This is a genomic window from Cyanobium sp. FACHB-13342 (genome assembly GCF_014697415.1).
Classification (GTDB): domain Bacteria; phylum Cyanobacteriota; class Cyanobacteriia; order PCC-6307; family Cyanobiaceae; genus Cyanobium_A.
In genome coordinates, this window is the sequence record NZ_JACJRT010000008.1 from 1 (window position 1) to 18,023 (window position 18,023).

An 18,023-nucleotide genomic window follows, 5' to 3' on the forward strand; every position below is an offset into this window, starting at 1 on the left:
TCGCTGGTGAGTGTGTTGGCGACGGTGACGACGGTGGATGGCGATAACGACAGCATTGTGGATTCGAGCAGTGCATCAACACCGTTGAGCCTGACGATCAGCGATACGGATCCTTCTTTTGATAGCTCTACAATCGTTATTAAAACTCCGAATGCCAACCTAGGACCGACCAACCTTGAGCTTCTTGATTGGACTTCAAATCCTGACGGTATTGCCTCTGTTGATATGTCTAACTTGACCGTCTATTTCGCTGGATCTTCGACACCGGCTCTGCTTGTCCAAGTTGCCGAGAATCAGTGGAAGGCCACTTATACTCAAGTTATCTCGGGCACATCTGTTAACACGGTCTATACTTTTACTTATGAGTATATTGATGCAGACGGTAAGATCTCCTTTAGCGTTGCGACTGATAAGGGATCTCTTTATACCATGACTATAGATGGAGACTCTGCCGATACTGTTTTGGTTGGTACGCAGACAGGTGGGGAGTTTTTCATCGATACTGCTCAGAAGTCGGCGATTCCTGGAGGACCGGAAGGTTATACAGTGCTTCCGGTGGGCGAATCTGTCGATCTACTTGTTGTTCCTACCGATAACCTGGGTAAACCTGCTCTTGTTAATACCAGCTCGCCTGGATGGGGTGTTAAAGCTTCAACACAAGGAGATTCTGCGCAAACTGTGGATCCCAATGAATCCATCGCTCTTAAATTCTTTGCGAATGGATCTCTTTCTGATGGCTATGTTGTGACTGATGATGCTCGTGCTGGTACCGAGAAGGTATCCTTTACTCTTAATAATTTTACGGGAGGAGCCAAGGAGATTGATGTTAGGTTTGTCGTCGTCTTGATCAATTCCTCGGATGAGACATTCTCCGTTGAGCTTGACAGCGGTTTGTACGATAAAGCATTTGATGGAGAGCGTTTCTCTTTCGTGGCTGATGACCTTTCTTCTGGCAAAGCTGGTGATTGGTTAATTCATTCTGTTGAAGTTATCAACGAAGGAGACAAAGGCGGATTTAGAGTTAATACCCCTTCTTACGCCGAGCCTCAAGCTATTCCAGTTCCTCCGGTTGCGGTTAATTTTGATCTTGTCGTTACAGACAATGACGGCGATCAAGACTCCGCCTCTTTTTCCCTGTCTCTTAATGATTCCTCTGTTTCAGACATTACTGCTAGTGTAGATGGCTCTGTTCTTGTCCCCCCTGTTGCCATCGATCTTGATCGCGATAATTCAATCTCCTACATTTCGCATTCGGATTCTGCGTTTAGTTCTGAATCTATTCTTTCAGCAGCGGCTTGGGTTGGCTCCTCAGACGGCCTGCTCGTCTACGACTACAACAACGACGGCCGGATCAGCGAAGCTAGGGAATTCGTCTTCACCATGTGGGGCGACAATCCTGATGTTACCACCGACATGCAGGCCTTGGCTGCCTACTTCGACTCGAACAAAGATGGTGTCTTTGATTCACAGGATGATGCCTGGGATTCCTTCGGGGTCTGGCAGGATCTGAACGTCGATGGCATTCAACAGGAAGGCGAGTATGCCTCCCTTGGCGATTGGGGAATCGAGAGCATTGCGCTCAGCTACGACGACGACAGCACGGCCTATAGCGCTGCTGATGGCGCCGTCCAGGTTTACGGTCAGATGACCGTTACCTACGACGACGGCACCACTGGTCTTGCCGAGGACATGGCCTTCGCCGTTCAGGCTGCAGACACCAGCTATCCAGTTGATCAGCTGGTGGCGTCCTATCTCGACACCATGGCCTCATCGGGTGATACCGATGGCAGTGGCGACCTCAGTGTTGCCGAGCTGGCTTACGGCCTTGACTACATGGTGTCGTCCTTCGTCGACAGCTATGGATTGTCGATCGAAGACCATGCGGTGATCCAGCAGGATGTGTACAACCAACTCGCCCACGAACTCAATGATCTCTCGGTGGACGACGGTATCGATATCGCCTTCGATGCTGCCGGCGATGCCAATGGCGCCGACGTACTCGCCGCCCTGGATCAGCACTTCATGGAAATCCATGATGCCCATGTGGTGCCTGTTGACAGCTACGACGATCCCGGTTCGATGGTCTGATCCTCTCGTTTTCTAGGTCTACACTCAGGCTCCGGCGTATTTCGTCGGGGCCTTTTTCTTTTTGACCCCCCTCGCAGGCTTGTTGGCGTGTCGATCACCGCCCGCGTCTTACTCGCCGATGCCGATGCCCGACGCTCTGACTTGCTGCAAAAGCATCTCAGTGCCTTGGGCTGTGTGCTCCACCTGGAAGTGGATGGCCTTCAGGCCCAGCAGCACCTTCTTCAATCGCCACCAGATCTCGCCGTTCTCGACGCCTCCCTTCCCACCCTCACGGGCATCGACATCACCAGGCGGCTGAGGGACCATGGCTCCACCCTTCCCTTAATGCTGCTCTGCCGCTCCGATCGCTACAGCGAACGGGTGGCGGCCTTAGACGCCGGCGCTGACGAGGCGCTTGCGTTTCCTTTTGCCCTCGAGGAGTTCACAGCCCGTATCCGAGCTCTCTTGCGTCGCTCCCGGATGGGCGCCAATGATGCGGATGGCGCCCAGCTCATCCACCGCGACCTCACCATCAACACCGATGAGCGCCTCGTGAGCCGCGCTGGCCTGAGCCTCAAGCTCACCGTGAAGGAATACGAGCTCCTGCTGTACCTGTTGCGCCACAAGGAGCAGGTGCTTTCCCGCCACCAGATCCTCACCGCCGTGTGGGGTGACACCTGGGTGGGAGACGACAATCTCCTCGATGTCTACATCCGCTATCTGCGCAAGAAGATCGAACGCCCCGAGCTGGACCCGCTTGTGCACACGGTGCGGGGCGTGGGGTTCATGTTGAAATAACCCCTGGTGTAGTCAGCTCCCCCTCCCCACCTCAAGGAATGCCGTCAGTGGCTGTATCTCAGAGTTCGGCAAGGGTACGTTGTCCCGTGTCAATCAGTGGGGTGACGCGTCCCATCGGGCGCCCGGCTTTGCAGATCACGAAGGGCTCGCCTGCGGCCCTGCCGCGCGCTGATCTGCAACCAGCTTCCCCGTTGCAGAATTGCTTCATCACCATTTCGCCTCGGCTGAAGCGGTAGGTGCGGTGCGGCTGACGGGATCCCGCTTGCATGTAATCAGTGAGGCGGCCCGCTACGGCCGGGTGCTGGTGGTGCAGCCATGACACCCCAGGAGGACGCCAGGGTGTTGATGGCCTTGGTGGATCGACACCTGCGGGCCCTGAGGCTGAACCTGGATCCCGCCTACCCCGATGAGGAGTGGGGTTGCACCGCGCCGCAGGCCGTGGAAAGGCTCCTCAAGGCTCCCATCGTGCTCGATGATCAGCGCCCTCCGTACACTCAAATGCTGCAGGAGTTGACACTGTTGGCGCGACTCGATCTGGACCATGCCCTTCTCCGTCTCCAGCCCTATGCGGTGGAAGCCCGCTAGGAGGAAGGGCCCTCCCCGCTCACGGCTGATCGCAGCTTGATTCTCGAGCAGATCGGGTCCCTCCGCAGCCAGTTGGAGCAGGCACTGGCGGAGGGGTAATTGTCGGCGGAGATCAACTGAAGCTGGGCATCACTCGTACAACTCCTCCCGCTGACAGGTCAAGAGCTCATCGGTAGCGGGCTGAGCTGCGAGACGGCTCAGGTGGGCACGGCGGATGGTGCGGTCACCAGCCAATGGCCCCGTAACCGGTTGATCTCGGCTGAGTTCAAATCCTGGCTCAAAGGCTTCCAGTGCCGCTTCCAACATCTGGCGCAAGTCGTCACCCGGTGTCGAATCGGTTTGTGCTGATAACGATCCCATGGCCATTGGGTTCGTTCAGGTCCGGCCTGCATGCGTTCTTGATGCAGGAGCTCCGCGAAGCAGGCCTTCGCTGCTGAGGTCTTCGTCAATCTCAGGCCAGTGGATTCCATAGCCTGCACCTGCGAGCACCCAGTTAGCGCGTTCTTCGGGCCTTGCGTGCAATAGTTTTGGGTACCAAGCCAAGGGGACGCTGATGGTGCGTCCGTCAGCCAAGTCGACAGAGAGGGCGTCCTCGGAAACACGGACCCCTACAACGCGCTCCCCCGAATTAGCCATGGAAGTCTTGCAAAAGAGTGCTCACCCCTCCGTAACTCCCTCGATCCGGTCTTCGATCTCCTGGTAGATCTCCTGCAGTTGGGCGATGTTTTCATCGCTGGTTTCCCAGTAGCCGCGGCCGTTCACTTCCAGCAGGGTGCCCACGATGCGGCGGAAGCTGTGGGGGTTGAGCTCCATCAGCCGCTTCCGCATCTCCGGGTCGTTGATGAAGGTGTCGTTGGCCTCTTCGTACACGAAGTTGTCCACCGCGCCGCTGGTGGCGCTCCAGCCCAGGGTGAAGTTGAGCCGCTTGGCCACTTCCCGCACACCCTCATAGCCGCTGTTCAGCATGCCCTCATACCACTTGGGGTTGAGCAGCTTGGTGCGTGAATCCAGCCGGATCGTTTCGCTCAACGAGCGCACCTGGGCGTTGGCCGTGGTGGTGTCGGCGATGTAGCTCGCCGGCGCCTTGCCGTCATCGCGCAGGCCCGCAATCAGCTTGGTGGGATCGCTGTCGAAGTAGTGGCTCACATCGGTGAGCGAGATCTCCGCCGAATCCAGGTTTTGGAAGGTTACATCGGCGGTTTTCATCGCCGATTCGAACACGTCGCGGTTCTGGTTCATCTCGCCGGGGTTGTCGGCGTTGAAGGCAAACGTCTTGCGCGAGAGGTACATCTCCTGCAGCTCGTTCTCCTCCTCCCAGGTGCTGTTCTCTACCGCCAGGTTCACGTTGGAGGAGTAGCTGCCGCTGGCATTGGAGAACACCCGGGTGGCCGCGTCGCGCAGCGAGATGCCCTGCTCCGCCGCCTGCTCCTGGGCGTGGCGGCGCACGAAGTTCATCTCCAGGGGCTCATCGGCCTCGGCCGCCATCTTCACGCCCTGGTCGATCAGGCCCATCTGGTTGATGAACAGGTCGCGGAACACGCCAGAGCAGTTCACCACCACGTCGATGCGGGGCCGCCCCAGCTCCTCGAGCGGGATCAGCTCCAGCTTGTTCACCCGGCCGAGCGAGTCGGCCACCGGCCGCACGCCGATGAACCAGAGGATCTGGGCCAGCGATTCGCCGTAGGTCTTGATGTTGTCGGTGCCCCACAGCACGCAGGCAATGGTTTCGGGCCAGGCGCCCTGCTCCGCCTTCTGGCGCTCGATCAGCCGGTCCACCACCACCTTGGCGGCCGCGATCGCGGCGCGGGTGGGGATCGACTGGGGATCGAGGGCGTGGATGTTCTTGCCACTGGGCAGCACGCCCGGGTTGCGGATCGGGTCGCCGCCGGGACCCGGCAGCACGTATTCGCCATCGAGGGCCTTGAGCAGGCTCTCCATTTCCATGTCGGCGCAGATCTGCTCGAGGCAGAAGCGCAGATAGCCAAACAGCTTGTCGAGCTCGGCCTGATCCACATCGCCAAAGCCGGCCGCGCGGCAGGCGCTCAGCCAGGGGCTGGGCAGCTGGAAGCCGAATTGCTCCAGCAGCTTGAAGAACCAGCCGAAGTTTTCCCGCAGGGTCACCCGCCCATCGGCGCCGGTGACGGCCTTCACCATCGAGCCCACCGCCGCGCGGCACACCTCGGTGATCGTGCGGTTCAGCTCCACATCGGCGAGCACACCGTTGTCGTTGCCCTTGTACACGTCGGCGATCGTGCGGCCCCGGCTCTCGGCCAGCAGGCCCGGCAGGGAGCGCAGGCCGTCTTCGTCGCGCTCCAGCGCGGCGATGTTCACCAGGGTGGCGATCGCCTCCTCGGCGGTGGGGGGCTTGCCGATCGTGTGCAGACCGCAGGGCAGCAGCCGGCTTTCGATCTCCATCAGCTGGCGGTACACCGCTCCCACCACGCCGTCGCGGCCGTCCAGATCCAGCTCCGAAGCATCCCCCTCGGGCAGGGTCACGTCCTTGTCGAGGTTGCACTGGCGGGCCGTTTCCACGATCGCGTTCACGATCTGCACACCCCGGCTGCCTTCGCGCAGTTGCTGGTAGGAGCCCACCAGCTCACCCAGCTCCTTGAGGCCCCGATACAGGCCGGCGTTTTCCGCCGGCGGCGTGAGGTAGCTGATCGTGGAGGCGTAGCCCCGCCGCTTGGCGATCGTGGCCTCGCTCGGGTTGTTGGCGGCGTAGTAATAGAGGTTCGGCAGGGCGCCGATCAGGGAATCGGGGTAGCAGGTTTCGCTCATGCCCATCTGCTTGCCGGGCATGAACTCCAGCGAGCCGTGGGTGCCGAAGTGCAGCACCGCATCGGCCTGCCACACCTTCTCCAGGTAGGTGTAGTAGGCGGCAAAGCCGTGGTGGGGGCTGGCGCTGCGGGAATAGAGCAGCCGCATCGGGTCGCCCTCGTAGCCAAAGGTGGGCTGCACCCCCACAAACACGTTGCCGAAGTGGCGGCCGTAGATCAGCAGGTTGGTGCCGTCGGAATTCAGGTTGCCGGGGGGCTTGCCCCAGTTCTCCTCGAGCCGCTCGGAATAGGGCGTCAGCCGCTCGTACTCCTCCACGCTCATGCGGTGGGCGATCGAAAGCTCCGGCGCCCCCTGCAGGGCTTCCGGATCGTTGATCACCGCTTCCATCAGGGCCTTGGAATCGCGGGGCAGGCCCTGCACGTCGTAGCCCTTGGCCTTCATCTCCTCAAGCACCCGGTAGATCGAACCGAACACATCCAGGTAGGCGGCGGTGCCCACGTTGCCCTTGTCGGGCGGGAAGCTGAACACGGTGATCGCCAGCTTCTTCTCGGCCCTGGGCTTCACCCGCAGCGACGCCCAGCGGATCGCCCGCTCGGCGATCGCATCCACCCGGTCTTGCAGGGTGTGGGCCTTGCCGGTGGCGTCGTCGCGGCCGCTCAGCACGATCGGCTCAATGGCGCCATCGAGTTCGGGGATGGCGATCTGCAGCGCCACCTGCACCGGGTGCAGGCCCAGGTCGCTCTCCTCCCACTCCTGGGTGGTTTGGAACACCAGGGGCAGGGCCACCATGTAGGGGCGGTTGAGCTTCTTGAGCACCTCGATCGCCTTGGGGTGGTCCTGGCGGGCCGGGCCACCCACCAGGGCAAAGCCCGTAAGACTCACCACCCCATCCACCAGGGGGATGTCGGGGTTGAGCGGGTCGTAGAAGAAGGCGTTCACCGGCTTGGTGAAATCCAGGCCGCCGCAGAACACCGGGATCACGGTGGCGCCGCGGTATTCCAGTTCCTGGATGATTGCCACGTAGTGGGCCTCATCGCCGGTGACGATGTGGCTGCGCTGCAGCACCAGGCCGATCACCGGGCCTTTGCGGGCCTCCTCTGAGAGATCGCTGCGGCTGGAGGTCCAGTTGAGGTATTCCTTGAGGTCTTCGAACATCCCCGGCGCCAGGGGGTGCCAGATGCCCAGGTCGGGGAACACCTCGGGCTCGGCCACCACCACCGCCGGCCGGTCGCTGTCGCCCTTCGGGAACACGTATTTATCGGCCAGCATCAACAGGAAGTTCCTGAGGTTGTCCGGCGTGCCGCCCAGCCAATACTGGAAGCTGAGCATGAAGGAGCGGGCGTCCTGCGCCTTCTCCACCGGCAGGTATTTGAGAACCGTGGGCAGGGTGTTGAGCAGCTTCAACATCGCGTCCTGGAAGCCGGCGCCGCCGGCCTCCTTGCGCTTTTTCATGAAGCTGGCAATGGCGCTCTTGCTCTGGCCCAGCTGGGCCATCGAGAAGGTGCCCAGTTTGTTGAGCCGCATCACCTCCGGCATGGAGGGGAACACCACTGCCGCCTTGAGCCGGTCGCGGTGGGGGGCCACCGCCTCCACCACCTTCTGGGCCAGATCTTCGATGAAGATCAGCGAGGCGATGAACACATCGGCAGCGGCCACATCGGCCTGGAAGTCGGCGTAGTTCTGGGGGTCGCGCAGTTCTTCAATCAAATAGCCGCTCAGCTCAATCGCCAGCGGGCCGTTCTGGGCGTTGAGCGAGGTGGCCGCCTGGGTGAGGGCGTTCTGGTACTGGGGCTCGAGCACCACATACACGGCTTTCATCACCGCCCGGCCGTTCACGTCGCCGGGGGTGACGCGGCGGTTGGTGGAGCGGACCTGCGTGAACATGCGCGCGGTGGAGTGAGCACTGGTGGCGAATCTACGGAGGGCCACGCCCAGATGCGAGCCCTGGCCGGCGTTGCTACCAAGGGGCATGCCCAAACGCTTCCCCCGGGTGGGGCTCACCACAGCCCTCGTGGGCCTGTTTCTGCCTCTGGTGTGCGGCACCGGTCTGCTGGTGAGTGCCCTGGGGGTGCGCCGCACCGAGGAGGTGCTCTCCAGCGCCAGTGAGCAGACCCTGCAGGCCCTGGTGGGGGAGCTGCGGGCCCAGCTCGGCCGGGCCCTCGATCCCGCCAAGGCCGTGCTGGAGCTCGAGCGGATCGAAGTTCTGGCCGATGACCTCAGCTTTGACCAGCGGCTGGTCCTGTTACCCCGTTTTGCCGAGGCCCTGGCCAACACCCCCGCCTACGCGGCCTACCTGGTGGCGGATCGGGGCGGTCGCTTCTTTTTGGTGGCCCGGGCGCGGGGCCGCCAGGGGGTGATGGTGCCGGGCCTGCCGCCCTCTGCCGCCCTGCTCGTGCAGGGCATCGATCCCGGCCAGCGCCAGGGGCGGCGGCTGGTGTTCGACGCCGCCCTGCGTCAGCTGAGTGACCAGCAGGTGCCCTTGCCCGCTGGCTTCGTGCTCGCGAACCGCCCCTGGGTGCGCCTGGCCCAGACGGCCAAGGGCCCGGTGCTGGCGCCGGTGCACCGCTTCAGCTTCGGCGGCCAGATGGGGGTGACGCTGTCGTTGGCCACCGCCGATGGCGGGGCCGTGGGGGCCGCCCTGCCCCTCAGCAACCTGGGTGAGCTGCTGCGCCACTACCGGATCACTCCGGGCACCCAGCTGGCGATCGTCACCCCCGGGGGCTCGGTGGTGGCCACCCCGGGCATGGCGGGCATGGGGTTGCTCAGCCAGGAGCCGCGGGGTGAGGTGGTGATGCCCACCCTGGCCCAGCTCGGCATGCCGGCCCTGGCCGCCCTCGCGCCCAGGCTGCAGGCGGCGGTGGCCCAGGCCGATGCCGTGGAGCGAGCGCCGGGCTTCAGCCGCTTCCAGGCGGGGGGGCAGATCTGGCGCGGCGCCGTGGTGGGGCTGCCCTCCCCCCTCAAGGGCGGCAGCACCTTCCTGTTGATGGCCCTGCCCGAGCGGGAATTGCTGGCCGACTCCCGGCGCCTGGCCCGCGATGGTGGGGCGGCCACCCTGCTGGTGCTGCTGCTCACCGTGCCGGTGGTGGTGCTGCTGTCCCGCCGGCTCTCGGCCAGCCTGCGCCGCCTGGCCCGCCAGGCCCAGGCGATCCGGGGCTTCCAGCTCGATGGCGAGCCAGTGTCCCGGTCCCGCATCGCCGAGGTGGATGGGCTGGTGGTCACCTTCGAGGGCATGCGGGGCACAATCCGCCGCTTCCTCGACATGTCGGCCCTGCTGGCCGCCGAGGAGAACGTGGACCGGCTGCTGGAGCAGCTGCTGGAGGAATCGGTGCAGGTGAGTGGCGCCCGCGGCGGCACCTTGGTGGTGCCCCCGGACCGGCGCCTGGTGCAGGGCGAGGTGGAGGCCGGGCCCGGGGATGGCGCCGCCGACGGCCTGGCCCTGCCCCTGCTGAGCCGCCGGGGCGAGAGCCTCGGCGAGCTGGTGTTGCACTTTGCGGGGCCGCCCGAGCCGGCCCGGGTGGCCTTCTGCCGGGCCCTCTCCGGCAACGCGGCGGTAGCCCTGGAAACCCGCAGCCTGATTGCGGCCCAGAAGGCCCTGTTTGAGGCCTTCATCCAGTTGATCGCCGATGCGATCGACGCCAAGAGCCCCTACACCGGCGGCCACTGCGCCCGGGTGCCGGAGCTGGCCAAGCTGCTGGCCACCGCCGCCTGTGAGGCCCGCAGCGGCCCCTACGCCGGCTTTGCCCTTTCGGAGCAGGACTGGGAGGCCCTGCACCTGGCCTCCTGGCTGCACGACTGCGGCAAGGTGACCACGCCGGAATACGTGGTCGACAAGGCCACCAAGCTCGAAACCCTGCACGACCGCATCCACGAGGTGCGGATGCGCTTCGAGCTGCTCAAGGCCACGGCCGAAACCGACACCTGGCGGGCCATCGCCGCCGGTGGGGATCGGCAGGCCCTGCAAGCCGAGCTGGAGCGGCTCTGGGCCGAGCTCGATGCCGACTTCGCCTTCGTGGCCGAATGCAACCTGGGCGGCGAGTTCATGGCCCCGGAGCGCATCGAGCGGCTCCAGGCCATCGCCGCGCGCCGCTGGCGCCGCACCCTCGACGACCGGGCCGGCGTGAGCGCCGAGGAGCTGCGCCGGCGCCAGCGTCAGCCCCAGCCGCCCCTGCCGGTGTGGGAGCCCCTGCTGGCCGACCAACCCCACCACCGCATCGAGCGCCTGCCCCAGCAGCGCCTGCCCAAGGACAACCCCTGGGGCATCACCATGGCCGAGCCGGAGTTGCTCTACGACCGCGGCGAGCTGCACAACCTGGCGATCAGCCGCGGCACCCTCAATGCCGAGGAGCGCTACAAGATCAACGAGCACATCATCCAGACGATCCGGATGTTGGCGGCCCTGCCCTTCCCGGCCCACCTCGCGGCCGTGCCCGAGATCGCCGGGGGGCACCACGAAACCACCGACGGCCGGGGCTACCCCCGCGGCCTCACGGCTGGGCAGATGAGCCCCCTGGCCCGGATGATGGCCATCGCCGACGTGTTCGAGGCCCTCACCGCCGCCGACCGGCCCTACAAGAGCGGCAAGCCCCTGTCGGTGGCTCTCGACATCCTGGTGACGATGGCCGCCGAGCGGCACCTCGATCGGGAGCTGCTGGAGCTGTTCCTTGAGGCCGGCGTCTGGCGCACCTATGCCGAGCGCTTCCTGGCCCCCGAGCAGCGCGACGGGGTGGATCTGGCGGCCCTGCTCGAGCGGCTGCGGGCCCCTCGGGGTGCCGCATAGGCTCGCCCCAGACGCGTTTCGCCTCCGCCATGGCCCCTGATTCCGCCGCCTCCACGCCGATCCCCGTTGTGGTGGCCGGAGCCCTGGGCCGCATGGGGGCCGAGGTGGTGAAGGCGGTGGGCGCCGCGGCGGACTGCACCCTGGTGGCCGCCATCGACACCACTCCCGGCAAGGAGGGGGCCGATGTGGGCCTAGAGCTCGGCCTCGGTGAGTTGGAGGTAGCGATCACCGCCGATTTCGAGGGGGCCCTCTGCCAGGCCAGCCAGGCCGCCCGCCAGGGGGGAGCTGCGGTGCTGGTGGATTTCACCCACCCCTCGGTGGTCTACGAGCACACCCGCGCCGCCATCGCCTACGGCGTGCATCCGGTGATCGGCACCACCGGCCTGTCGCCCGCCCAGCTGGCCGATCTGGCGGCCTTTGCCGACAAGGCCTCGGTGGGCGGGGCGGTGATTCCCAACTTCTCGGTGGGCATGGTGCTGCTGCAGCAGGCCGCCGCCGCCGCCGCCCGCTTCTACGACTGCGCCGAGCTCACCGAGCTGCACCACAACCGCAAGGCCGATGCCCCCAGCGGCACCTGCATCAAGACCGCCGAGCTGATGGAGGAGCTGGGCAAGGCCTTCAACCCCCAGCAGGTGGAGGAGCACGAAACCCTCGCCGGCTGCCGCGGCGGCCAGCGCGAGAGCGGCCTGCGCCTCCACTCGATTCGCCTGCCGGGGCTGGTGGCCCACCAGGAGGTGATGTTCGGCGCCCCAGGGGAGACCTACACCCTGCGCCACGACACGATCGACCGCTCCGCCTACATGCCTGGCGTGCTGCTCACCGTGCGTAAGGTGCGCCAGCTGGGCGGCCTGGTGTACGGCCTGGAGCGGTTGCTCTGAGCCTGGCCTGCGCACACACTGGCGCCATGCTGATTCCACTTCGCCCCGGTGAGCTGCCGCGCCTGATTCCCGCGGTGGCCACCGGCCCCCAGTTCAACGCCTGCACCGGCAATCCCCGCAAGGTGCTGCAGCGGGTGCTGATCTCGGTGATCGGCGCCGTGATCACCCTGCTGATCAGCCAGACCCTGCTGTTCTCCAGCCAGTTCGGGCCCGTGTTCCTGGTGGTGGGTGTGGTGTTTGCCCTCTACCTGCTCTGGGGCCCAATCCTGGAGGCGGGCCAGAAGAATGCCACCCTGCGCCGCTACCCGGCGGCGGCCCTGTTTGAGGGGGAGATCGCCGACCTCTACACCCGCGAGATCGTGGAGGAGCGCCGCGAACAGGCCAACAACAGCGGCCGGCTGGAGCTGGTGGAAAACCGCCGCACCTGGCTCACCCTGGAGCTCGAGGACGAGGAGGGCTACTTGGGCAAGGTGCGCTTCCCCTTTGAGAAGAAACACCAGCAGATCCGGGCCGGCATGGTGGTGCGGGTGCTGGTGCTCAGCGAGCGCAACGACTTCTCCCGGATCGGGGCGATCAGCGATGCCTGGTTGCCCCAACTGAAGCTGTGGGTGGGGGAGTACCCCTTCTTGCTGCGGCCAGCCTTTGAGGAGCTCTGCCTGAAGCGGTTTCGCTGAGCCGGGGAGTCGCTGTCCGCCTGTTGTGTCTGCACTTTGTACAGGCTGTACAGAGCTCAGCAGGCCCGCCGTCGCCGCTGCTGCCCGCCCAGCCCCGGACCAAAACCTCCCGATTGCGTTACAAGCTGCAATATTGCGTTACACTTCGCACATCACCCCGTACCCAGGTCCCCATGCCCCAAGTCACCGCCGCTGAAGCCGCCACCATTCGCGGCGCCACCGTCACTACCGAAGACGGCGGCCGTCTCAACGCCTTCGCCACCGAGCCCCGCATGGAAGTGGTGTCCACCGAGAGCGGCTGGGGCTTCCACGAGCGCGCCGAGAAGCTCAACGGCCGCATGGCCATGCTCGGCTTCATTGCCCTGTTGGCCACCGAGTTCGCCCTGGGCGGTGAGTCCTTCACCCGCGGCCTGCTCGGCATCGGTTGAGCCCGAGTGCCCCTGGTTTCTGCTGGCTGACTGAGCGCCATCTGCTGAGCCACTCCTGAAGCACGCCGCAGCAGACTTGCTGCGGCTTTTTTGTGCCCGCTCCGCCGGGTAGCCTCCCCGCCCCCTGCCCCCGCGATGGTCGAGTCCAATCCGGTCCTTCGGGCCCAGGTGAACGGGGCGGGACCCACCGGTGCCCTGGCGGCCCTGGCCCTGGCTGAGGCCGGCTGGCAGGTGGAGATCCACGATCCCCTGCCCGCCGCCACCCTGCTGGAGCGCAGCCGCGCCTACGCCTTCAGCCACTCCAGCCAGCGCCTCCTGACCACCCTGGGTGTTTGGGAGCCGCTCCAGCAGGCGATGGTGCCCTTCCGCTCACTGCAGCTCCTGGATCTGGCCATTGGCCAGCAGGTGCCCTTCGGCCTGGCCGACCTGGGCCCCCGGCTGGCGGCCGCCCCCGGCGCCGCCGTGGGCTGGGTGGCCCAGCACCGCCCCCTGATGACGGTGCTGCTGGAGCGCCTCGCCGCCCACCCCGCCATCCGCCTGGCGTTGGGGACGCCATCCTTGTCCGCCGCGGGCTCGGCCCCAGCCGATCTGATCGTGGCCGCCGATGGGCCCCACTCCCCCACCCGCTCGGCCCTGGGCATCGGGGCCCTGCAGTGGGCCTACCGCCAGAACTGCCTCACGGCCCTGGTGCAGCTGCGGGGCTCCGCCGACGACCAGGCCTGGGAGCTGTTCCGCCCGGAGGGCCCCTTTGCCATCCTGCCTTTGGGGGAGGGCCTGTTCCAGTTGGTCTGGAGCGCTCCGGCTCCCCGCTGCCGCCAGCTGGAGAGCCTGGGGGACGCGGCCTTCCTCGATGCCCTTGCCGGCGCCCTGCCGGATCGCTTCCAGCCCGATGCCCTGCTCGACGACCCGCGCGCCTTTCCGGTGAGCCTGCTGCTGGCCCACCGCCTGCACCGGGGAACCACCGTGCTGGTGGGGGAGAGCGGCCACCGCTGCCACCCGGTTGGCGGCCAGGGGCTCAACCTCTGCTGGCGCGATGTGGCCCAGCTGCATCGCCTGGCCCGCCGGGTGCGGGCCGGTGGGCTGGCAGTGGAGCGGCTGCCGGCGGCCTATGGCTTGCGTCGCTGGCCCGATCTGCTGCTCACCTTGGTGGCCACCGATCTGCTGGTGCGGCTGTTCTCCAACCGCTCCCCCCTGCTGCTGCCCCTGCGCCGCCTGGCCCTGCTGCTGCTGGCCCGCCTGGCCCCCCTGAGGCGGCTGAGCCTGGCGGCCATGACCCAGGGACCTTGCCAGCTGCTGCGGCCCTGATCAGCATGGCGATTCCGGAGGTCTTCACCCCGCAGCGCTGCCCATGGTGATCAGCACCGCCAGCCAACCGCCCCCCTCCCAGGCCTTGCTGCGGCTGCTGCGCCATCAGTTCGGCCTCAGCGAGAGCGCCCTGGCCCTGGGCCTGCGCCAGGCCCAGCAGGAGCAGGCCCCCCTGCCGGTGGTGCTCTGGCGCTTCGGCCTGATCAATTTGGAGCAGTTCGACGCCCTGCTCACCTGGCAGGACACCGGTGGGGATCAGGCGTAGATGATCAGCGACTCCACGGGCTGGTGGTCGGGCAGTTTGCGGCGCCCCTCCAGGGCCGCGAGCTCGGCCACGAAGCCAAAGCCACACAGCTGGCCGCCGGCGGCCGCCACCAGCTCCGCGCAGGCGGCGGCGGTGCCCCCGGTAGCCAGCAGGTCGTCAATGATCAGCACCTTGGAGCCGTCGGCCAGGGCATCGCTGGCAATTTCCAGGCGGTCGCTGCCGTATTCCAGGGCGTAGTCCACCCCGGTCACCGCGCCGGGCAGCTTGCCGGGCTTGCGCACCGGCACAAAGCCCAGCCGCACCGCCGTGGCGAGGGCCGTGCCCACGATGAAGCCCCGCGACTCGATGCCCACGATCAGGTCGGGCTGCAGCCGCTCACACACGGCCGACAGCTGACGGATCACTTCCTGCCAGCCCTCGGGGTCGCGCATCAGCGGCGTGAGGTCGCGAAACAGGATGCCGGGCTTGGGAAAATCGGGCACATCCCGCACGAATTCCCGCAGGTCTGGGGCCATGGGCGTGACGGTGGGGTGCACTTGCTGGCATCATCGCAGCCATGCCCCAGGACCCAACCGCGCCTGAATCCAGCGCCCCCCTCCCCCGCCGCGGCCTGGAACGGCTTGATCTGCTGCTGCTGAGCGCTGAAGCCCTCGACCTCAATGGGGGGGAGGCGATGGTGTGGATGAGCGAGCAGATGGGCTTCACCAGCCTCTTTCCCAACCGGGTGGAGCTGTGGAAGCGCCGTTGCACCAATCCCCTGCGCCGTACCACCCGCCGCGAAGCCCTGGCGCCGGCGGAAACCGACGCCCTGATCCGCATCCTTTGCGCCCTGGCCGACCGCCTCTACCCCCTGCTGCGGGGGCTGCTCACCAGCGCCGAGCCCCCCGAGGTGCTCAGCCAGCGCTGGGCCCTGTTCCGGGGGCGGCTCACCGATCTGATCCGGGCGCGCATGAACCCCCGCCGCGGCGGGGTGCAGCAGTTGCTGGATCCGGAATCGGGCGCCCGCCAGGCCCGCCTGCTGATCCAGGCCTTGGCCCTCGGTGCCGGTGTGGGCGGCTTCGAGCGCCTGCGGGCCAGCCTCCTCGACGCCCAACCCTGAACCGGCCCACCCCATGAAGCAGACCCTCCAATACGACCAACTCAGCTGTCGCCTCAAGGTCGAGGGTCTGCCGGACGTGTCCGTGGGCCAGAGCGGTGACGCCCTTGGCATCATCACCGGCTGGAGCCTGCAGTGGGCCGGCCGTCCCGAGCTGGAGGGCCGCAAGGAGCACCTGCTGGCCCTGATGCAGGTGGTGCTGCCCTATGCCCGCTATCTGATCAGCGGCGTGCCCCGGCGCTTCGGCGCCGAGCCCCAGCCGGTGGAGATCGCCCCCAATCCCCAGGGCGGTCACACCCTGCTGCTGCGCAGCAGCCAGCCCGACACCCCGCCGCTGCAGCTCGCCCTCGACGATGCCGAGCTGGCCGATCTGGTGCGGGTGCTCGACCAGCTGCGCCTCGACCCGCGGCTGCAGCTGCCCCTCGAGCTGCCCCAGCCCCAGCCGCTCCGGGCCAGGGACCTGCTCGAGCGCCGGCCCCTGGTCCAGCGCCTGGCGGCCCCGGTGGGCGGACTGCTGGCCGTGGTGGTGGCCTCCGGCTTGGGGCTGCTCATTCCCGAACCGAAGCCTGGGGCTGGCCCCGCCACCCGGCCGGCGGCCACCCAGCCTGCCGCCACCCCGCCGGCGCCCGCCCCTTGACGTCGACGGTCCGCTGGTCACACTGAGCGGGAGTCGATAGGGCCATGGCCACGATGACCTGGTCGGAACTGCGCATCCGGGTGGCGAGGATCGGGGCTGCCCTTGGCGTGGTGGTGCGCAGCGATCCGGAGGTCTGCGGGCTCAGTGGCGACAACTTTCGCCTCTCCCTCCACCATGGCGGCCAGGGGGATTGCACCGTCGCCGATCTCTCCCTGATCGACTGCCCCAACGAACTGGTGTTGATGGAGTTCGAGCGTTGGATGCGTGGTGCGGGCTACGCCCTCGAGGTATGACCTCGCCCCGCCGTCGCGCCCTGCAGCTGCCCACCCCCGGGGATGCCAACCGGCGGGTGTTCCGTCGCAAACGGCGGCCGGCCCGCTGGCGCCAGGCCGGCATTGCCCTGCTGCTGGGGGCCGCCGGGGTGCTCCTGCTGCTGGGCCTGCTGCAGCTGCCGGATCGGTTTGACACCTTCCTGATGCTGAGCACGGCCCTGGCCAACCTGATCGGTGGGGTGCAGCAGGCGCTTTTGGGGGTGCTGCAGCTGCTGGCCGTGGTGCTGGTGGTGCTGGCCGTGATCCTGGCCCTGGGGTTGGTGGTGACGGGGCTGATCCGGCTGGTGCGCGCCCTCTGGCCCCAGCCCTCCCGTCCCCGCTGAGGCGCGGCCGCCGCACACCATGGGCAAGTCCAAAAAGCACGACCAGCCCCCCGCCGCGCCCCGTCCTCCCCATTTCGGGCCGCTGAGCGATCGCTACTACCCGTCGGCCCTGCTCGATGATCTGGCCGCCGAGGCCCGGTCGGCGCCCAATGGCGGCCGGCTTGACCGCAAGCTCTACGAAAGGGAGCTCACCCGCCTCCAGGTGGAACTGGTCAAGATGCAGTACTGGGTAAAGGCGTCGGGGTTCCGCCTGATTGTGTTGTTCGAGGGCCGTGATGCCGCCGGCAAGGGCGGCACGATCAAACGGATCACCGAACCCCTCAATCCGCGGGGCTGCCGGGTGGTGGCCCTGGGCACCCCCTCCGACCAGCAGAAGACCCAGTGGTATTTCCAGCGCTACGTCGAGCACTTCCCCGCTGCCGGGGAGATCGTGGTGTTCGATCGCAGTTGGTACAACCGGGCCGGGGTGGAGTCGGTGATGGGCTTTTGCACCGCCGACCAGTTGGAGGAATTCCTGCAGAGCTGTCCGGAGTTTGAGCGGATGCTGGTGCGCTCCGGAGTCGTGCTGCTCAAGTATTGGTTTTCCGTGAGCGATGAGGAGCAGGAATCCCGCTTCCAGGCCCGTATCGACGATCCCGCCCGCCGCTGGAAGCTAAGCCCGATGGATCTGGAAGCCCGCAGCAAGTGGGAGAGCTTTTCCCGGGCCAAGGATGTGATGTTCTCCCGCACCAACATTCCGGAAGCCCCCTGGTTCACGGTGGAGGCCGACGACAAGCGCCGCGCCCGGCTCAACTGCATCCAGCACCTGCTCAGCAAGATCCCCTACGAGGACATGACCCCGCCGGCGATCAAACTGCCGCCCCGCAAACCGGCCCAACACACCCAGCGGCCGCCGCGCAACGAGCAGTTCTTTGTGCCCAACCACTATCCCTAGCGCTTACCCGTGCAGGCGCTGGAACCACAGGCCCGCCAGTTGGTAGGAACTCCAGAGGAAGGCCAGCAGGATCAGCCAGTTCAACCAGGGGGGACGCTGGGGGGCCTCGGGGCGCATGGGTAGGACATGGGGCTCAGCCCACCCAC

At 66.3% G+C, this 18,023-nt stretch carries 17 protein-coding genes; 14 read left to right on the forward strand and 3 right to left on the reverse strand.

Annotation, left to right across the window (positions count from 1 at the left end; all coding sequences use genetic code 11):
- From H6G16_RS05395 to H6G16_RS05405, 3 genes are all read left to right on the forward strand, one after another.
- A partial coding sequence (locus H6G16_RS05395; protein WP_190389299.1) for a hypothetical protein occupies window positions 1-2,088 on the forward strand: 2,088 nt, incomplete at its 5' end.
- 87 nt (window positions 2,089-2,175) lie between these two features.
- A complete protein-coding gene (locus H6G16_RS13280) occupies window positions 2,176-2,865 on the forward strand; it encodes a response regulator transcription factor (RefSeq protein WP_190389300.1) in 690 nt (229 codons plus the stop codon).
- A 315-nt stretch (window positions 2,866-3,180) separates the two neighbouring features.
- Window positions 3,181-3,450 (forward strand): hypothetical protein, encoded by a 270-nt coding sequence (locus H6G16_RS05405; protein ID WP_242036217.1) that lies wholly within the window; start codon window positions 3,181-3,183, stop codon window positions 3,448-3,450.
- 375 nt (window positions 3,451-3,825) lie between these two features.
- On the opposite strand, the gene H6G16_RS05410 is transcribed toward H6G16_RS05405, so the two are convergent.
- Window positions 3,826-4,086, reverse strand: a complete 261-nt coding sequence (locus H6G16_RS05410; RefSeq protein ID WP_190389301.1) for a DUF2442 domain-containing protein — start codon at window positions 4,084-4,086, stop codon at window positions 3,826-3,828.
- A gap of 21 nt (window positions 4,087-4,107) precedes the next feature.
- The gene (locus H6G16_RS05415; RefSeq protein ID WP_190389302.1) at window positions 4,108-8,112 is read right to left on the reverse strand and encodes a magnesium chelatase subunit H; all 4,005 of its coding nucleotides are present in this window, start codon (window positions 8,110-8,112) and stop codon (window positions 4,108-4,110) included.
- Between the two features lie 85 nt (window positions 8,113-8,197).
- Between H6G16_RS05415 and H6G16_RS13200 the strand changes: the two genes are divergently transcribed.
- From H6G16_RS13200 to H6G16_RS05445, 6 genes are all read left to right on the forward strand, one after another.
- On the forward strand, window positions 8,198-11,005 hold the full coding sequence (locus H6G16_RS13200) for an HD domain-containing phosphohydrolase (protein ID WP_190389303.1): 2,808 nt from the start codon (window positions 8,198-8,200) through the stop codon (window positions 11,003-11,005).
- A 29-nt stretch (window positions 11,006-11,034) separates the two neighbouring features.
- Window positions 11,035-11,883, forward strand: a complete 849-nt coding sequence (gene dapB, locus H6G16_RS05425; protein WP_190389304.1) for a 4-hydroxy-tetrahydrodipicolinate reductase — start codon at window positions 11,035-11,037, stop codon at window positions 11,881-11,883.
- A 26-nt stretch (window positions 11,884-11,909) separates the two neighbouring features.
- Window positions 11,910-12,557 (forward strand): hypothetical protein, encoded by a 648-nt coding sequence (locus tag H6G16_RS05430; RefSeq protein ID WP_190389305.1) that lies wholly within the window; start codon window positions 11,910-11,912, stop codon window positions 12,555-12,557.
- A 173-nt stretch (window positions 12,558-12,730) separates the two neighbouring features.
- Complete coding sequence (locus H6G16_RS05435) at window positions 12,731-12,985, forward strand: high light inducible protein (protein ID WP_190389306.1); 255 nt, start codon at window positions 12,731-12,733, stop codon at window positions 12,983-12,985.
- A gap of 135 nt (window positions 12,986-13,120) precedes the next feature.
- Window positions 13,121-14,290, forward strand: coding sequence for an FAD-dependent monooxygenase (locus H6G16_RS05440; protein WP_190389307.1), 1,170 nt, complete (start codon window positions 13,121-13,123; stop codon window positions 14,288-14,290).
- Window positions 14,291-14,333: 43 nt separating this feature from the next.
- The gene (locus H6G16_RS05445) at window positions 14,334-14,555 is read left to right on the forward strand and encodes a DUF2949 domain-containing protein (RefSeq protein ID WP_190389308.1); all 222 of its coding nucleotides are present in this window, start codon (window positions 14,334-14,336) and stop codon (window positions 14,553-14,555) included.
- Here the strand turns inward: H6G16_RS05445 and H6G16_RS05450 are convergent.
- On the reverse strand, window positions 14,546-15,070 hold the full coding sequence (locus tag H6G16_RS05450; protein WP_190389309.1) for an adenine phosphoribosyltransferase: 525 nt from the start codon (window positions 15,068-15,070) through the stop codon (window positions 14,546-14,548). The two genes, H6G16_RS05445 and H6G16_RS05450, sit on opposite strands and share 10 nt — an antisense overlap.
- Before the next feature lie 41 nt (window positions 15,071-15,111).
- Here H6G16_RS05450 and H6G16_RS05455 point away from each other — a divergent pair, with 41 nt between their 5' ends.
- From H6G16_RS05455 to ppk2, 5 genes are read left to right on the forward strand one after another with little or no spacing between them, the layout of a single operon-like run.
- Window positions 15,112-15,654: a DUF3038 domain-containing protein gene (locus tag H6G16_RS05455; RefSeq protein WP_190389310.1), complete on the forward strand. Its 543-nt coding sequence runs from the start codon at window positions 15,112-15,114 to the stop codon at window positions 15,652-15,654.
- A 13-nt stretch (window positions 15,655-15,667) separates the two neighbouring features.
- Entirely contained in the window at window positions 15,668-16,288 is a 621-nt protein-coding gene (locus tag H6G16_RS05460) for a DUF4335 domain-containing protein (RefSeq protein ID WP_190389311.1), read from the forward strand.
- Window positions 16,289-16,332: 44 nt separating this feature from the next.
- Window positions 16,333-16,581, forward strand: coding sequence for a hypothetical protein (locus tag H6G16_RS05465; RefSeq protein WP_190389312.1), 249 nt, complete (start codon window positions 16,333-16,335; stop codon window positions 16,579-16,581).
- Window positions 16,578-16,943, forward strand: coding sequence for a hypothetical protein (locus H6G16_RS05470; protein ID WP_199289238.1), 366 nt, complete (start codon window positions 16,578-16,580; stop codon window positions 16,941-16,943). The genes H6G16_RS05465 and H6G16_RS05470 overlap by 4 nt, the downstream gene beginning before the upstream one ends.
- Before the next feature lie 19 nt (window positions 16,944-16,962).
- The gene (ppk2, locus tag H6G16_RS05475) at window positions 16,963-17,877 is read left to right on the forward strand and encodes a polyphosphate kinase 2 (protein WP_190389313.1); all 915 of its coding nucleotides are present in this window, start codon (window positions 16,963-16,965) and stop codon (window positions 17,875-17,877) included.
- The last annotated feature ends 146 nt before the right edge of the window (window positions 17,878-18,023 follow it).

Excerpts from the sequence above, each read along its gene's own strand:
- H6G16_RS05405 (WP_242036217.1), top strand. The coding sequence starts at position 3,181 with ATGACACCCCAGGAGGACGCCAGGGTGTTGATGGCCTTGGTGGATCGA.
- H6G16_RS05410 (WP_190389301.1), bottom strand. The coding sequence starts at position 4,086 with ATGGCTAATTCGGGGGAGCGCGTTGTAGGGGTCCGTGTTTCCGAGGAC.
- H6G16_RS05415 (WP_190389302.1), bottom strand. The coding sequence starts at position 8,112 with ATGTTCACGCAGGTCCGCTCCACCAACCGCCGCGTCACCCCCGGCGAC.
- H6G16_RS13200 (WP_190389303.1), top strand. The coding sequence starts at position 8,198 with ATGCCCAAACGCTTCCCCCGGGTGGGGCTCACCACAGCCCTCGTGGGC.
- dapB (WP_190389304.1), top strand. The coding sequence starts at position 11,035 with ATGGCCCCTGATTCCGCCGCCTCCACGCCGATCCCCGTTGTGGTGGCC.
- H6G16_RS05430 (WP_190389305.1), top strand. The coding sequence starts at position 11,910 with ATGCTGATTCCACTTCGCCCCGGTGAGCTGCCGCGCCTGATTCCCGCG.
- H6G16_RS05435 (WP_190389306.1), top strand. The coding sequence starts at position 12,731 with ATGCCCCAAGTCACCGCCGCTGAAGCCGCCACCATTCGCGGCGCCACC.
- H6G16_RS05440 (WP_190389307.1), top strand. The coding sequence starts at position 13,121 with ATGGTCGAGTCCAATCCGGTCCTTCGGGCCCAGGTGAACGGGGCGGGA.
- H6G16_RS05445 (WP_190389308.1), top strand. The coding sequence starts at position 14,334 with ATGGTGATCAGCACCGCCAGCCAACCGCCCCCCTCCCAGGCCTTGCTG.
- H6G16_RS05450 (WP_190389309.1), bottom strand. The coding sequence starts at position 15,070 with ATGGCCCCAGACCTGCGGGAATTCGTGCGGGATGTGCCCGATTTTCCC.
- H6G16_RS05455 (WP_190389310.1), top strand. The coding sequence starts at position 15,112 with ATGCCCCAGGACCCAACCGCGCCTGAATCCAGCGCCCCCCTCCCCCGC.
- H6G16_RS05460 (WP_190389311.1), top strand. The coding sequence starts at position 15,668 with ATGAAGCAGACCCTCCAATACGACCAACTCAGCTGTCGCCTCAAGGTC.
- H6G16_RS05465 (WP_190389312.1), top strand. The coding sequence starts at position 16,333 with ATGGCCACGATGACCTGGTCGGAACTGCGCATCCGGGTGGCGAGGATC.
- H6G16_RS05470 (WP_199289238.1), top strand. The coding sequence starts at position 16,578 with ATGACCTCGCCCCGCCGTCGCGCCCTGCAGCTGCCCACCCCCGGGGAT.
- ppk2 (WP_190389313.1), top strand. The coding sequence starts at position 16,963 with ATGGGCAAGTCCAAAAAGCACGACCAGCCCCCCGCCGCGCCCCGTCCT.